Consider the following 14,550-nt stretch of genomic DNA (forward strand, 5'->3'; position numbering starts at 1 on the left):
TCCGTCATGTCGGCAGCGGCACGTTCTGCAGGCGAACCTGCCCGCGTGCTATGACTTTTCCGCTGTCGGAGGCGGTGATCGTGACCAGCCACAGTTGTTGAACACGGCCCTGCTGCAACGGTTCTGCGACAACGTCGACGCGGCCGCCCTTGCTGGCGCGGAGAAAGTCGGTGCCGTTGTGTACGCCGACTGCGAATTCGCCGCGATCCTTGACCGCCTCGCTGGCACCGATGCTCGCTGCGCTCTCGACGGCAGTGGTGTAGACGCCGCCGTGGACGACCCCCCAGGGCGTGAAGTGCTCGTCCGTCAACTCGATGTGCCCGGCCACCCTGGTGCCCGAGGCCTCGTCGACGACGAGACCGGCGCAGGCCACGAAGCTGCTCGCCTTCGACAGCGCGAACTTCGCCGTGGGGCGTGGATCGAACTGCTCGAGTGCGTCCCTGATGTTCATTCTCCGAGATTAGTGGTCGGCGGCGGTGGCGGTGGGAGCGCCCCGAAGTCGAATCGAATCGAGCTCAATGGCACGCGCCCGTCGTGGTTCGGGACGCCTTCGCTGCGCAGAGTCTCGAGCTGTCTCGAGGCCAGGTGCGGGGCGGGCCTTCCACTCGCGCCGAGGACTCGATGCCAGGGCAGGTCGGCGGAATCGGTGCGCATGATCCATCCGACGATGCGAGGACTCGACAGGTCGGCGGCGGCCGCGATGTCTCCGTAGGTGGCCACGAATCCAGGGGGGATCGACGCGACCAACGCGCGAACTCTCTCGACCTGGGCTTCGGTGATCGGGGCCATCTACAGCAGGGATCGCACCAGCTCGGCGACCTCGACCGGTTTGGCCTGGCCGACCATGTGATCGCAGTCCAGTTCGACCGTTCGTAGGTTGTCACCGAGCTTGTCTCGCAGCGCCGAGAGGAATTCCTCTGTGACATAGGGGGGTTCGACGCGCATGGCCCGCACCACGATCGTCGGGACACTCTCGGTGGGAACCACGATCGGACGTGCGAGCTCTCCCCACGTTGCGACGATCGCCGGAATCGACATTCGCCACGCGACTTTTCCGTCGTCGGCGGGGATGAGGTGATCGGCGACCTCACGGTCGAGCAATTCGGTGGGCACGTCCGCCCACGCCCCGTGGATCTTCTCCGAGCGCGCCTCGTCGACGTCGGTGTAGTCGGGGGATTTCGCGGTCGCCTCGGCCACCTCGAGAAGCTCCTCCGGCGGCAGAGCGATCGCGGGATCGAGCAGAATCAGCGCCCGCACAGCCTCGGGAAACCTCTGCGCGAGATGCACGGCCAACGCGCCGCCGTACGAGTGGCCGAGGACCACGACCGGTCCACGCGCATGGGCGTCGAGCACGGCTTTGAGCGCAGTGACCTGCGCGTCGATGTCCCAGGGCGGTGTGGACGGGGAATGCCCGTGGCCGATGAGGTCGGGTGCCAGAATTCTGGCCTCCGGAAGGTGGTTCTCGGCGAGGTCCCACCACCGGGCACCGTGTCCGGTGACACCGTGGACGGCGAGGATTTCGGGACCGTCTGCGGGTCCGAACGTGTGCAGATTCAACTCGGTCACGTCGACCACTATGCCGTATCGCGCTAGGACCAGCGAAACAACCGGATCGCGCAGGCGGTTCCGGCGATCACCGCGACCACGAGTCCGATGGGTCCGCCGATGTCGACAGGCGTTCCGGCCCAGGCAGATCCCAGCGCACTGACGGTGGCACCGAAAGGAAGTACCTCACCGATGGCCGCAACCGGACCGGGCAGATCCGCGACCGGTCCGAACAGCCCGCCGACTGCACCGAGAACGAGGAACAGGGTCAGGCCGATCGCGACGGCCGAGTTCGCTGTGGGTGCGACGGCAGCCACGACGATCCCCAGCGAGTACATCGCCGCGGCACCGAGCACCAGAACGGTCGCAACCAGGATCGGGTTGTGTGGGGGCGTGATTCCGAAGAGCAGCGCGGCCGTGGACAGAGCGATGCCGATTCCGAGTGTCGCTTGGACGACGCTGGTGATCACCTGCGCAGCCAGCACCTGCGTCGGTCGGATCGGTGTCGTCGACAGTCGCTTCAGTACGCCGGACTTGCGATAGAGCGCAAGAAAGCTCGGCATGTTCACGATTCCGACGACGGCGATGATCATGGTCAGGGCAAGCGGCAGTACGAACCGATCGAATGCGGTGATCGTGCCGGGCCCGACGATCTCCGCCGAAGTACCCGAGCCGTTCATCACCAGTACGAGAACCGGGAGGGCGATGGGAACGATCAGACCTGCCGTGTCCCGGGTGACCATGCGCATTTCGGCTCGGACGAGTGCGCCGGTGGCGCGCAGGCCCGGACGAGGTACAGCGTCGATCTCGTGTGCGGTCATGCCTAGCTCCGTTCGGTCAGCGTCAGGAATGCGTCCTCCAGGGTGGCTCGGTGGTCGCCCCCGAGGCCGGCGTCGGCGATCAGAGAATCCGGTGTTCCGGTGGCCACCACGGAGCCTCGATCGAGGACGGTGACTCGATCGCACAGGCGGTGTACCTCGTCCATGTGATGGCTGATCAGCAGGATGGTGACACCGTCTGCGCGGAGGTCCTCGATCAGTCGCCACACGGTGCGTCGTGCATCCGGGTCGAGTCCGGTGGTGAGCTCGTCGAGCAGGACCACCCGAGGGGAACCGATCAGCGCGAGGACGACCGACAACCGTTGTTGCTGGCCTCCCGACAACCGTTCGTAGCGCACCCGGCGGTGCTCGTGCAGGCCGACGGCACGGACGAGAGCGTCTCCATCGGCAGGTCGACGGTGGAAGGAGGCGAACAGATCGACCAGTTCGGCAACGGTGAGCGCGGTGTGCAGGTCGTTGGACTGCAGCTGTACTCCCAGCACGGAGCGCACTCGATCGCGGTCGGTGAAGGGGTCGAGTCCCAGAACTCGTACGGCACCGGAGCTCGGCCTGCGAAGGCCTGCAACGGTTTCGACCAGGGTCGTCTTGCCGGCACCGTTGCGCCCGAGCAGGCCGTGCGTCTCGCCTTCGGCGACCGTGAGGCGCACGCCTGCCACGGCGGTCCGTCCCCGATACCGCTGGGTGATGTCTCGAACGTCGATCGCTGCCATCCGATGCTCCCTTCTCGATGGTCTCGATCTCGACGCTAGATCGGCCGTGGCCTGCGCACAGGTGCCGATGGTCACCGATGGTGATCGTGACTTTCGGCAGGGGTGTGCGGACGAAATGGGCGATAAAGTCGACAGAATGAGACGCCTCGGACCCGACGTTCTGGCCGGTGCGTTCGTGTCTGCGCTCGCGGTCGCGATGGGCGCTCTCGTCGTCTTCGATCGGTCGATCGCCGACGGTCTCGCGGTTCCCCGCTGGGTCTGGGCTGCGCTGTTCGTGGTCTTTCTGCTCGTGCAGACCGCAGGCATGTGGTGGGAAGACCGGTTGCCGGATCGTCTCGTGCGCGCGTGCTTCGGCGCACAGGTGGTACTGGCACCGATTCTGGTGCTGACCGCCCCGACGGCAAGCTGGTTGCCCATCCTGCTGGTGTTCACCTCGACGTTCGCCGTGTATCGGGTGACCGGTCTCTCGGTGGCGGTCATCGTTGCGGTCTACACCTGCTGCGTGGGGGTGTCGGTTGCGATCCGGGGTGGACGGATCTCGGAGATCGCGCTGATCACGTCGATCTACGGGGCGCTGCAGGTGGCCAGTGCGTTGTCGGTGACCGCACAGCTGCGACAGGCTCGGCTGCGTCGGGAACTGGCGGTCGCGCACGCCGAACTACGAACTGCCAGTGCGTTGTTGGACGATTCCTCCCGTGCCGACGAGCGATTGCGCATCGCACGAGAGTTGCACGACGTGCTCGGTCATCAGCTCACCGCACTGAGCCTCGAACTCGAGGTGGCGTCTCACAGGGTCTCCGAGCCTGCGCGCGAGCACGTCCTTCGGGCGCAATCCATCGCACGCGACCTGCTCGGCGACGTTCGGTCGACGGTCGGCGAGGTGCGCGCCAGGACTCCGGTGCTGGGGGAGTCGCTCGATCGTCTGGTTGCGCAGCTACCCGAACCCGTTGTGCATCTGACGGTCGACCCCGAGATCAGGGTCGACGAGGCTCGCGCGGTGGCTGTGGTCCGCTGCGTGCAGGAGATGATCACCAACACCATTCGTCATGCGAATGCCGACGAGATGTGGATCGAGGTACGCGCGGATTCGACCGGTGCGCTGTCGGTCTCGGTGCGCGACGACGGCCGGGCGACGGCCGATTTCGAGCCGGGGCACGGGCTGCAAGGAATCCGAGAGCGCATCGAAGGACTGGGCGGCACGGTCACGTTCTCGGTCGATCGCGGGTTCGCGGTCCATGCGACGGTGCCCGCACCGTGATCAGGGTCTTGATCGTCGACGACCACACTCTGGTTCGGCAGGGTATCCGCAGCCTGCTCGACCTGGCCCCCGACATCGAGGTGACCGATGAGGCGGACGACGGTGCCGCTGCGGTCGCGTCGATCGAACTCGATCCTCCCGATGTGGTGTTGCTCGACCTGCGCATGCCACGGTTCGACGGACTGTGGACGCTACGGGCTTTGCAGGACAGAGGAATTCGGGTTCCGGTCTTGGTTCTGACGACGTTCGACGACGACGAGTTGGTGCTCGGGGCGCTGCGTGCGGGCGCGAAGGGATACCTGCTCAAGGACGTGACCTTCGAGCGGCTCGGCGGTGCCGTACGTGAACTCGCGGCCGGGCGCACCTTGGCACAACCCGCCATCACCGAAAGACTGCTGGACGCTCTTCGGGCAGGGAAACACGGCCCGAGCGACGTCGGAGTCGCCGACACACTCACCGCCCGCGAGATCGACGTCCTACGGCTCGTCGCAAGCGGATACACCAACAGATCGATAGCCGACGCACTGCATCTGGCCGAGGGAACCGTCAAGAACCACATGTCGTCGGCCATTCTCAAACTCGGTGCGAACGACAGAACGAGCGCAGTTCTGCGTGCGCTGCGGGACGGCCTGCTCGACTGATCGGGCCGGCGATCGGTCCGGGCGGCAGCCGATGTGTCGGTGGCTCGTGATTGCATCTGTGTCATGAGCTCGGACGGCAGACACGGCGCGACGGTCACACTCGTCCGTGCGCCCAAGGTGGCTCGCCCGGCACGTGAGTGGACCGGCTCGGCAGCGCGGCTGCTGTCCTCGACACCCGACTCGGCAGCAGAGGCCGCGACAGGTGCACCGCGATGGAATCCGTGGCAGATCCTGGGTGGTCCCGGCACGGGTAAGACATCGCTCGTGGCCGATTACGCCGTCTCGCGCATCGTCACCGGTGATCCGGAGTCGGTGCTGGTGCTCACCCAGTCCAAACGGGCGGCAACCGCCGTCCGCGAGGTCATCACCTCTGGTCTCTTCAGCGGCGATCACGCACTGCGGGCGACCCGTGAACCGTTGGTGCGCACGGTGCACTCCTACGCCTTCGCGGTGCTGCGGCTGCAGGCCTCGCTGTACGGCAATCCGCCGCCGCGATTGCTGACCGGTGCCGAGCAGGACGCCGTGGTGCGCGAGATGCTGCGCGGCGATCTCGAGGACGGAGCTCGAGACTGGCCGGAGCGGCTGCGTCCGGCACTGGGCACCGCGGGATTCGTGACTGCGGTGCGAGACATGATGCTCAGGTCCGCCGAACGCGGGATCGGACCGGAAGACCTCGTCAAACTGGGTCGCAAACACGGCCGACCCGAGTGGGTTGCCGTCGGGAGGTTCGCTGCCGGATACGAGCAGGCCATGTTGTTGCGCGGTGCCGTCGGAGTGGAAGCGGCCGGAGCCACGGCACCGGGTCTGGACGCCGCCGAGCTGATCGGTGCAGCGCTCATGGCGTTCGCCACCGATCCCGAATTGCTGCGCAGCGAACGCGCCCGTATCCGGCACCTCGTCGTCGACGACGCGCAGCACCTCGATCCGCAAGCGGCACAGCTGGTTCGGCTGATCGGAACCGACACCGAATCCACCGTCGTCGCCGGGGATCCCGATCAAGCCGTGTTCACCTTTCGCGGTGCCGACCACTCTTTCGTGGCCGACCTGGTCGAGGTGGATTCGCCGCGTCGCGTGATGCTCACTCGCAATCACCGGTCCGTGCCCGAGGTCGCAGAGCTGACCGACATCATCGCCGGACGGTTGCCCGGGCTCGGTCGGCACCGCTGTCCCGAACCGGTGGGCACCGCACGCTTCGGTGAACCTGCAGCGCGAGTGCACGTCGTGTCCTCGCCCGCGAAGGAGGCGGCGATCATCGCCGACGCCATGCGTCGTGCCCACCTGATCGACGGCATGCCGTGGTCCGAAATGGCGATCGTGGTGCGGTCCGTGCCGCGCACCCTCGCACCGTTGCGTCGGGCGCTGCACGGCGCAGGGGTGCCGATGATCACCCCGACCTCGGAGCTACCGCTGCATCGCCAGCATGGGGCCGTGGGTCTCCTGCTGGTGCTGCGTGCGATCTCCGACCCGAGCTTCGACGGTGAAGATGCACTCGCGCTGCTCTCCGGGCCGATCGGCGGGGCCGATCCGGTGGGTCTGCGGCGATTGCGCCGGGGCGTGCGCAGGCTCGAACTCGCATCGGGCGGCGAGCGCGACTCGGCCGAGCTGCTCAGAGTCGTACTCACCGACGACGCTCGGGGGAGCGCCGGGTGGATCGGCGGACTCTCGGATGTGGAGTCCGCCCCGTTGCGTCGAGCCCTCGGTGTCGTTCGGAAGGCACGGGCGCTCGCCCGCACCGGCCGCGGTGTCGAGGACGTGCTGTGGGCGGCGTGGCAGGCATCGGGGCTCGAGCGGCGTTGGTCCACCGCGTCCGCCTGGGGTGGCTCGGCCGGTGCCCAGGCCGACCGCGACCTGGATGCGGTGGTGGCGCTGTTCGACGCGGCGGCAGCATACGTCGACAGGTTGCCGCGGGCTCAGATCGGTGGATTCCTCGATTACATTGCGCAGCAGGAGATTCCTACTCTGAACTCACACCGCGCCACGGTTCGGGCCGACGCGGTGACGCTGCTGAGCGCGCATTCTGCCGCGGGTCGGGAATGGGAGCTCGTCGCGGTCGCCGGGGTGCAGGAAGGCCTGTGGCCGGGGCTGCGGTCACGTGGCAGCCTGCTGGGCACCGACACCCTGGTCGACCTCGTATCCGGGAAGGTCGATGCAGCTGCGGCGCTCGACGGGCGACTGTCGAAGTCGGCACCGTTGCTGGCCGAGGAGCGCACGCTGTTTCTGGTGGCGTGCAGTCGCGCTCGATCGACCTTGCTCGTGACAGCCGTCGATTCCAGTACCGGAGATGCGGATCTGGTCCGATCGCGATTCGTGGACGAACTACGCGGCGTCGACGGCGGAGGCGAGTCGGATCTCGCACCCGGGACCCCCGTGCCGGAGACCGCGCACCGAGTGTTGGCGCTGCCCATGCTGGTGGCCGAACTCCGAAGTGTGGTGTGCGATCCGATTGTCGCCGAACAGGATCCGGACAAGCGTGCCCGAGCGGCCCGGCATCTGGCCACTCTCGCCGACGCCGGTGTCCGAGGCGCGCATCCCGACGAGTGGTTCGGAGTGGCAGGGCCGAGCACCGACGCGCCGCTGTGGCAGCTCGGCGACGGTCCGGTGCCGCTGTCGCCGTCGACGGTGGAACAACTCACCACCTGTCCGCTGCGGTGGATGCTCGAACGTCACGGCGGCAACGACGGCACCAACACCCATGCGGTCACCGGCACGCTCGTACACACTCTCGTCCAGGCGGTGGCCGGCCGGATACCGCCGGAGCAACTCCGGCGTGCGCTCGAAACAGCTTGGGATGCAGTGGACCTCGGATCGCAGTGGTTCTCACGGCACGAACTCGACCGAACCGGGGCGATGCTCGAGACCTTCGAGACCTGGTTGCAGGGCAGTCGAGGCGAGCTCACCGAGGCCGGAGTCGAAGTGCGCGTCGACGGCATACTCGACGCTCGGTCGGAGGACGAGCCGGCGGTGGCGTTGCGCGGCCGCATCGACCGACTCGAGCACGATCCGGACGGTCGGCCGGTGATCATCGACGTCAAGACGGCCAAGACCGTGATGTCCAAGGAGGATGCCCAGGGTCATCATCAGCTGGCCACCTACCAGGTCGCCGCGGCAGCCGGTGCCATCGAGGGCGAGCCTGCGGGCGAGCCCGGCGGAGCGCGGCTGGTGTTCGTGGCCAAGCCCCACAACAAGGACGGGGCAACGCAGCGTGTCCAGCAAGTGCCGACGCCGGAGAAACTCGAGGAGTGGCGAGACACCGTGCATCAGGCCGCATCGGCGACGCAGGGACCCACGTTCGAGGCGCGGATCAACGACGGCTGCAGGCACTGCCCGGTCAAGTCCAGTTGCCCTGCACACGAGACGGGAAGGCAGGTGACCGAGCAGTGACGACATCGACGAAGACACGGACCGGTTCGGTACGGGTGTCGCCGGTCGAGCTCGCCCGGGCGCTCGGGCAGAAGCATCCACCGACCGACGAACAAGCCGCGGTGATCGCAGCGCCGCCCGGCCCGACGCTCGTCGTCGCGGGGGCAGGTGCGGGCAAGACCGAGACCATGGCGGCCCGCGTGGTGTGGATGGTGGCCAACGGTTTCGTCGACCCCGACCAGGTTCTGGGACTGACCTTCACTCGAAAAGCAGCACAGCAGTTGACCTCTCGAATCAGAGCTCGGCTGGCTCGGCTGGCCGGATCCGATCTGGTGCGCGCACTCGACCCCAGCCTGGCACTGCGCGAGAGAATCCTCGGTGCCGAGCCGGAAGTGAGCACCTACCACTCCTACGCGGGCCGACTGCTCACCGAGCACGGCTTGCTGCTGCCGATCGAACCGTCCGCGACTCTGCTCTCGGAGACCGAACTGTGGCAGCTGGCCCACCGTGTCGTCAGCACCTGGGACGGCGACCTGGACACCGACCGCAATCCCACGTCGGTGACCGAGGCCGTACTCGCACTCTCCGGTCAGCTGGCCGAGCATCTGGTCGATCCCGAGGATCTGCGCCATGCACACGTCGAGTTGGAGAAGCTGGTGCACACTCTCGGGCCGGGACCGCGACAACGTGGTGGCCCCACAAAGGAGTTGCTGAACATCCTCGACGCGCAACATCAACGAATCGGGTTGCTGCCGTTGGTGGAACGGCTGGCGCAGACGCTGCGGCGCGAGGGCGCACTGGATTTCGGCTCGCAGATGTCGATGGCGGCTCGGGTCGCCGCCGAGCATGCCGAGGTGGGAATCGCCGAACGGCAGAGATTCCGGCTCGTGTTGCTCGACGAGTACCAGGACACCGGGCATGCCCAACGCGTTCTGCTGTCGTCGCTGTTCGGTTCCGGCAGCGATGCGCAGTTGGCCCTGACCGCCGTCGGTGACCCGATGCAGTCGATCTACGGGTGGCGCGGCGCATCGGCAGCAAATCTGCCTCGGTTCGCCACCGATTTCCCCAAGGCCGACGGAAGCCCGGCACCCCGGCTCGAGCTGCTCACCAGCTGGCGAAATCCGCCCGAGGCCTTGACGCTGGCCAACCTGATCACCGACCCACTGCGCCGCGTCGGGGTGCCGGTGCCGACCCTGCGGGCCCGCCCGGGTGCGGTTCCCGGTGATGTCCGACTGGCCGTCACCGATACCGTTGTGGGCGAACGAGAGTGGATCGCCGACCGGATCGCGGGGGAGTACCGCGCTGCCCTCGAACAGGATCGCACGCCGCCCACCGCCGCGGTTCTGGTGCGCCGCAACGCCGACGCCGAGCCGATCGCGGAGATGCTGCGCAGCCGCGGGTTGCCGGTGGAGGTCGTGGGGCTCGGTGGATTGCTGCACGTTCCCGAGGTGGCCGACATCATCGCGATGCTGCGGTTGGTAGCCGACCCCACTGCCGGTAGCTCGGCGATGCGCATCCTCACCGGCTCTCGGTGGCAGATCGGACCGACGGATCTGCGGGCACTCTCGCAGCGCGCCCGAGAACTCGAGATCCGCGGCGGCTACGGCACCGCAGGTCGCGTCGACGACCCGGAGGCACTCGATGCTGCCCTCGGTAGCGCCCTACCCGGCGAGCAGTCGGAGCAGGCCGGTCTGGCCGACGCGATTGCCGATCCCGGTCCGGCCGAGCGGTACTCGGAGGTGGGGCATCGTCGGATCGTCGCCCTGGCAGGTGAACTGCACCTGCTGCGCGACCGAATCGGTCAGCCGCTGGCGGAATTGGTCGGCGACATAGAACGGATCATGGGGATCGGCGTCGAAGCTCAGGCCCGCACACCGATCAGCACCGACGGCGCGGTCGGTCGTGAACATCTCGACGAATTCGCCCATGTGGTAGCCGATTACGCCGACAACCCGACTGCCACGGTCACCGGATTCCTGTCGTTCCTGGCCGCTGCGGAGACGGTCGAGGACGGCCTCGCCCCCGGTGAGGTCGACGTCGCCCCTCATCGTGTGCAGGTGCTCACCGTCCATTCCGCGAAAGGCCTCGAATGGGAGGTGGTGGCTGTCCCGCACGTGGCGAAGGGCGTGTTCCCGTCCTCGAACGCATCCTCGACCTGGCTCGGGGCGATGGCCGAGTTGCCGCCGTCGTTACGCGGTGACCGTGCACTCGACGGCGAGGGCTCGGAAGGCGTTCCGGTCCTCGAACTCGACCGACTCCACAATCGCAAGGACCTAGAGGACGCCGTCAAGAGTCACAAGGATGCGCTGGCGAGGCGTCGACTCGCCGAGGATCGCCGACTGTTCTACGTGGCACTCACCCGAACCGAACGGGTGCTGCTCGTATCCGCGCATCACTGGGACGAGACCGCCACGAAGTCGCGTGGGCCGTCGGAGTTTCTCGCCGAGTTGCACACGCACATCGAGCAATTCGCCGACACCGCGGTGATCGAGCAGTGGGCACCCGCCCCGGAGGATGGGGCGTCCAACCCGCTCGGGGCCGTGCCGCACACCGCGTCCTGGCCACGCGATCCACTCGGCTCCAGGCGCGGAGCGATCGAGAGCGGTGCGCAGGAAGTGCTGCGCGCGCTGGCGGATATCTCGGCCACACCGAGCGAAGAGCGTGACGGCATCCAGGATCGAACCCGGGAGGACCCCGAGAACTGGGCCGCGGACGTCGACACTCTGCTGGCCGAGCGGGCCGCACGATCGGTCGCGGGAGTGGACGTGGCTCTTCCCGGCAACCTGTCGGTGACGCAGCTGGTCGACCTCGCGGCGGACCCCGATGCGTTGGCCTCACGCCTGCGCAGGCCGCTGCCGTTTCCGCCGAACCCGTTGGCGCGCAGAGGAACCGCGTTTCACGCCTGGATCGAGCGCCGTTTCGGCGCGACCCGATTGCTCGATCTCGACGAACTGCCGGGCTCGGCCGACACCGGAGCCTCGGCCGACGTCGACCTCGAAACCCTCCAGCAGGCGTTTCTCGAATCGGACTGGTCGCTCCGCAGCCCCGTCGAAGTGGAGGTGCCGTTCGAGACCTCCGTGGCGGGAACGGTACTGCGAGGACGCATCGACGCCGTGTTCGCGGACGCGGACGGCGGCTGGACCGTCGTCGACTGGAAGACGGGCGCAGAGCCGACGGCGTCGGAACAGCGGGCGGTAGCGATGCAGCTCGCGGCCTACCGGCTGGCGTGGGCCGAGCTGATGTCCATCGGGCGCGCCGAACCGGTACCGCTCGACCGAGTGCGCGCAGCGTTCCACTACGTGCGCAGCGGTCACACCATTTCGCCCGAGAACCTGCCGGACGCAACGGAATTGGCCCAGCTTCTGGAAGGCCGGGCCGGGCCCGAGCAGCCAGAGCCTACGGTGCGTTCCGACGAGCCTTCAGAGCCTCGGTGACCAGCGGAATCTGCAGCGGCAGCCGGGCGATCATCGCTGCTTTGAGAGCAGGTGAGGTCTTCGGGCTCTGCACGTACTTCCACGCGAGGTTGATGTTGGCGGGGAAGACCACGACGAACAGCGCGGCCGCGAGTGCACCGCCCAGTCGACGAGTCCGTGGTGCGGCCAGCGTTGCGGCCACGGCGAGTTCGGCCACACCCGAGACCTGCGTGTAGGTCCGCGCCGAGCCGGGCAAGGCCGTCGGTACCTGGGCATCGAAGAACTTCGGCGTGGCGAAGTGCAGAACTCCGGCTCCGGCGAGCAGTCCCGCGAGGCGCAGTGCGGCTGCCTGACTCGATCTCTGTGTCATGCCCATACCGTGCCACACCAAGCGTCGTCGGCACGGAAGCCTGGCATGGGGTTACGCTGCGTGCCGTGAATGATCTCGACATCGGTGAGTACCTCGGCGGGCGACGTGGCAGGTAGGTTGCGAGCGCGCTTGGGTGACAGCGGCGCGCTGACCGACAAGCCCGACTTCGCCCTCGTGGGAGTGCTCCGGGTACCCGAACTGGAATCGAGTCCGTGGCGCGCCATCTACAAGCGAGTTCTGATGGCGCTGGGCATCCTGTTCTTGGCGGCGTTCGTCGTCTATCTCGATCGCGACGGGTACAGCGACAACCAGAACGGCGAATTGTCCTTTCTGGACGCCTTCTACTACGCAACCGTGTCGCTGTCGACGACGGGATACGGCGATATCGCACCGATGAGCCCGTCGGCTCGACTGGTCAACATCCTGGTCATCACACCCCTCCGGGTCCTATTCCTCATTCTGTTGGTCGGTACCACGCTGTCGGTTCTCACCGAGCGGTCCCGGCAGGCATTCAAAATTCAGCGATGGAGACGCAGCGTGCGCAATCACACCGTGGTCATCGGTTTCGGCACCAAGGGCCGTACCGCAGTCGACGCGATGCTCGGAGACGGCGTGTCGGCGTCCGACATCGTGGTCGTCGACACCGATCAGATGGTGCTCGACACCGCATCGGCCATGGGCTTGGTCACGGTCCACGGTTCGGCGACCAAGTCCGACGTGCTCAGACTCACCGGTGCCCAGCACGCGTCGGCGATCATCGTGGCGACCAATCGAGACGACACCGCAGTGCTGGTGACTCTGACCGCCCGAGAGATCGCTCCCAAAGCCAAGATCGTCGCAGCCATCAGGGAAGCCGAGAACACGCACCTGCTGCGTCAGTCCGGTGCCGATTCGGTTGTCGTCTCGTCCGAGACCGCGGGACGTCTGCTCGGTATCGCCACGTCGACTCCGTCCGTCGTGGAGATGATCGAGGATCTGTTGACGCCGGAGGCAGGCTTCGCAATCGCCGAGCGCGAAGTCGAGCGTGACGAGGTGGGCGGGTCTCCGCGGCACCTGACCGACATCGTTCTCGGGGTGGTGCGGGGCGGCAAACTGTTCCGAGTCGGTACTCCGGAAGTCGATGCGGTCGAGGCCTCCGACCGACTGCTCTACATCCGTCGCGTCGGCGACTAGTCACGGCCAAGTAGGGTCGTGCGCGTGCCGAAATTCCAACTCGCTCACCCCCCTCGACTGTCCCGATCGCCGCTGAACAGGGCAGAAGAACTGCGCCGAGACACCGCAGCGTTGGCAGCGGGTTGGCCGACTGCTCGCATCCTGAACGTGGACGGCAGAGGCCGATTCCCGATTGACGAGAACGGCCTGGTGTTCGGCTCTGCCGCGGATCTCGCTAGCGAGCCGACGGCCGATGCGGTGTTCCTCGGAATTCACGGCGATCGGCATCTGTGGGCCCGACGGGTGGAGGTCGTGGCGGGCACGGTCGGCGACCTGCGCACCGACGGCGATCGACTCGACAGCGCCGCGTTGTCGACGGTGACCGGAGCCCTGGCGATCCTCAATTGGCATGCGAGCGCGCAATTCAGCTCACTCGACGGCGCGCCGTCCGTTCCGTCGAGCGCAGGCTGGTCGCGAACGAGCACGTCCACCGGTCACGAGGAATTCCCGCGTACCGATCCGGCGGTGATCTGTCTCGTTCACGACGGCGGCGACCGAGTGTTGCTGGCGCGGGCGCCCGCGTGGCCCGAGCGTCGTTTCTCGGTGCTCGCGGGCTTCGTCGAGGCCGGTGAGTCGCTGGAAACCTGTGTCACACGGGAGATCAGAGAAGAAGTGGGCCTCGACGTCTCCGGTATCGAGTATCTGGGCAGCCAGCCGTGGCCGTTTCCACGTTCGGTGATGATCGGGTTCTCCGCCGTCGCCGACCCGGAGCAACCGCTGCACTTTCAGGACGGCGAGATCGCCGAGGCCCACTGGTTCGATCGGGCGGAAGTTCTCGCCGCGCTCGAGCTGGGCGACTGGGGATCGGATTCGACCTCCCGGTTGCTTCTGCCGGGCTCGATCTCCATCGCACGGGGAATGCTCGAGGCGTGGGCGGCGACGGCCTGACGTCCGATCAGAGCGACAGCGCGCGCTTGACCTCGGCCAGAGTGGGGTTCGTGGCCGTCGAGCCGTCGGCGAAGAGCACGGTCGGCACCACATGGTTGCCGTTGTTGACGCTGCCGACGAAGTCGGCCGACTCCGGGTTCTGCTCGATGTCGATCTCGGCGTACTCGATTCCGGCCTGGTCGAGCTGGGTCTTGAGCCTGCGGCAGTAACCGCACCACGTGGTGGAGTAGACGGTCAGCGCGGCCGGGGTCTGCGGGGTGTTCTCGGTAGTGGTCACGTGAACAGTCAACAGGAGCGCAGGCGCGATTGTTCCG

13 protein-coding genes are annotated in these 14,550 nt (G+C 67.2%); 6 read left to right on the forward strand and 7 right to left on the reverse strand.

What is annotated here, in order from left to right:
- Positions 1-4 precede the first annotated feature (4 nt).
- From R4P47_RS04040 to R4P47_RS04060, 5 genes are read right to left on the reverse strand one after another with little or no spacing between them, the layout of a single operon-like run.
- Entirely contained in the window at positions 5-451 is a 447-nt protein-coding gene (locus tag R4P47_RS04040) for a PaaI family thioesterase (RefSeq protein ID WP_317532324.1), read from the reverse strand.
- Positions 448-789 carry an MGMT family protein gene (locus R4P47_RS04045; protein ID WP_068046009.1) on the reverse strand — a complete coding sequence of 114 codons (342 nt, stop codon included), beginning with the start codon at positions 787-789 and terminating at the stop codon, positions 448-450. The genes R4P47_RS04040 and R4P47_RS04045 overlap by 4 nt, the downstream gene beginning before the upstream one ends.
- A complete protein-coding gene (locus R4P47_RS04050) occupies positions 790-1,575 on the reverse strand; it encodes an alpha/beta hydrolase (protein WP_317532325.1) in 786 nt (261 codons plus the stop codon).
- Between the two features lie 14 nt (positions 1,576-1,589).
- Positions 1,590-2,366, reverse strand: coding sequence for an ABC transporter permease (locus tag R4P47_RS04055; RefSeq protein WP_317532326.1), 777 nt, complete (start codon positions 2,364-2,366; stop codon positions 1,590-1,592).
- 2 nt (positions 2,367-2,368) lie between these two features.
- Positions 2,369-3,094 (reverse strand): ABC transporter ATP-binding protein, encoded by a 726-nt coding sequence (locus R4P47_RS04060; protein WP_317532327.1) that lies wholly within the window; start codon positions 3,092-3,094, stop codon positions 2,369-2,371.
- Between the two features lie 136 nt (positions 3,095-3,230).
- Here R4P47_RS04060 and R4P47_RS04065 point away from each other — a divergent pair, with 136 nt between their 5' ends.
- The 4 genes from R4P47_RS04065 to R4P47_RS04080 all read left to right on the forward strand — a co-directional run bounded on the left by R4P47_RS04065 (position 3,231) and on the right by R4P47_RS04080 (position 11,787).
- Entirely contained in the window at positions 3,231-4,352 is a 1,122-nt protein-coding gene (locus tag R4P47_RS04065; protein WP_317784100.1) for a histidine kinase, read from the forward strand.
- Positions 4,349-4,993, forward strand: coding sequence for a response regulator (locus tag R4P47_RS04070; RefSeq protein ID WP_094670856.1), 645 nt, complete (start codon positions 4,349-4,351; stop codon positions 4,991-4,993). Before R4P47_RS04065 ends, R4P47_RS04070 begins: the two co-directional genes overlap by 4 nt.
- 63 nt (positions 4,994-5,056) lie before the next feature.
- Positions 5,057-8,374: an ATP-dependent DNA helicase gene (locus R4P47_RS04075; RefSeq protein WP_317784101.1), complete on the forward strand. Its 3,318-nt coding sequence runs from the start codon at positions 5,057-5,059 to the stop codon at positions 8,372-8,374.
- Positions 8,371-11,787, forward strand: a complete 3,417-nt coding sequence (locus R4P47_RS04080) for an ATP-dependent helicase (protein WP_317784102.1) — start codon at positions 8,371-8,373, stop codon at positions 11,785-11,787. The genes R4P47_RS04075 and R4P47_RS04080 overlap by 4 nt, the downstream gene beginning before the upstream one ends.
- Here R4P47_RS04080 and R4P47_RS04085 read toward each other — a convergent pair.
- Positions 11,750-12,136, reverse strand: a complete 387-nt coding sequence (locus R4P47_RS04085; RefSeq protein WP_094670882.1) for a hypothetical protein — start codon at positions 12,134-12,136, stop codon at positions 11,750-11,752. The genes R4P47_RS04080 and R4P47_RS04085 overlap by 38 nt on opposite strands.
- Positions 12,137-12,241: 105 nt before the next feature.
- Here R4P47_RS04085 and R4P47_RS04090 point away from each other — a divergent pair, with 105 nt between their 5' ends.
- Together R4P47_RS04090 and nudC are read left to right on the forward strand one after the other, a co-directional pair.
- The gene (locus R4P47_RS04090) at positions 12,242-13,309 is read left to right on the forward strand and encodes a potassium channel family protein (RefSeq protein WP_094670884.1); all 1,068 of its coding nucleotides are present in this window, start codon (positions 12,242-12,244) and stop codon (positions 13,307-13,309) included.
- Between the two features lie 24 nt (positions 13,310-13,333).
- Positions 13,334-14,236 carry an NAD(+) diphosphatase gene (gene nudC, locus R4P47_RS04095; RefSeq protein WP_317784103.1) on the forward strand — a complete coding sequence of 301 codons (903 nt, stop codon included), beginning with the start codon at positions 13,334-13,336 and terminating at the stop codon, positions 14,234-14,236.
- A 7-nt stretch (positions 14,237-14,243) separates the two neighbouring features.
- Here the strand turns inward: nudC and R4P47_RS04100 are convergent, their stop codons facing one another.
- The gene (locus R4P47_RS04100; RefSeq protein WP_032398313.1) at positions 14,244-14,513 is read right to left on the reverse strand and encodes a mycoredoxin; all 270 of its coding nucleotides are present in this window, start codon (positions 14,511-14,513) and stop codon (positions 14,244-14,246) included.
- Positions 14,514-14,550 lie beyond the last annotated feature (37 nt).

It is taken from the genome of Rhodococcus sp. IEGM 1370, assembly GCF_033142325.1.
In the GTDB taxonomy this organism is placed as follows: domain Bacteria; phylum Actinomycetota; class Actinomycetes; order Mycobacteriales; family Mycobacteriaceae; genus Rhodococcoides.

Bases quoted from the DNA above. Each gene is read 5' to 3' on its own strand.
- R4P47_RS04085 (WP_094670882.1), bottom strand. From the start codon at position 12,136: ATGACACAGAGATCGAGTCAGGCAGCCGCACTGCGCCTCGCGGGACTG.
- R4P47_RS04045 (WP_068046009.1), bottom strand. From the start codon at position 789: ATGGCCCCGATCACCGAAGCCCAGGTCGAGAGAGTTCGCGCGTTGGTC.
- R4P47_RS04055 (WP_317532326.1), bottom strand. From the start codon at position 2,366: ATGACCGCACACGAGATCGACGCTGTACCTCGTCCGGGCCTGCGCGCC.
- R4P47_RS04065 (WP_317784100.1), top strand. From the start codon at position 3,231: ATGAGACGCCTCGGACCCGACGTTCTGGCCGGTGCGTTCGTGTCTGCG.
- R4P47_RS04075 (WP_317784101.1), top strand. From the start codon at position 5,057: ATGAGCTCGGACGGCAGACACGGCGCGACGGTCACACTCGTCCGTGCG.
- R4P47_RS04040 (WP_317532324.1), bottom strand. From the start codon at position 451: ATGAACATCAGGGACGCACTCGAGCAGTTCGATCCACGCCCCACGGCG.
- R4P47_RS04060 (WP_317532327.1), bottom strand. From the start codon at position 3,094: ATGGCAGCGATCGACGTTCGAGACATCACCCAGCGGTATCGGGGACGG.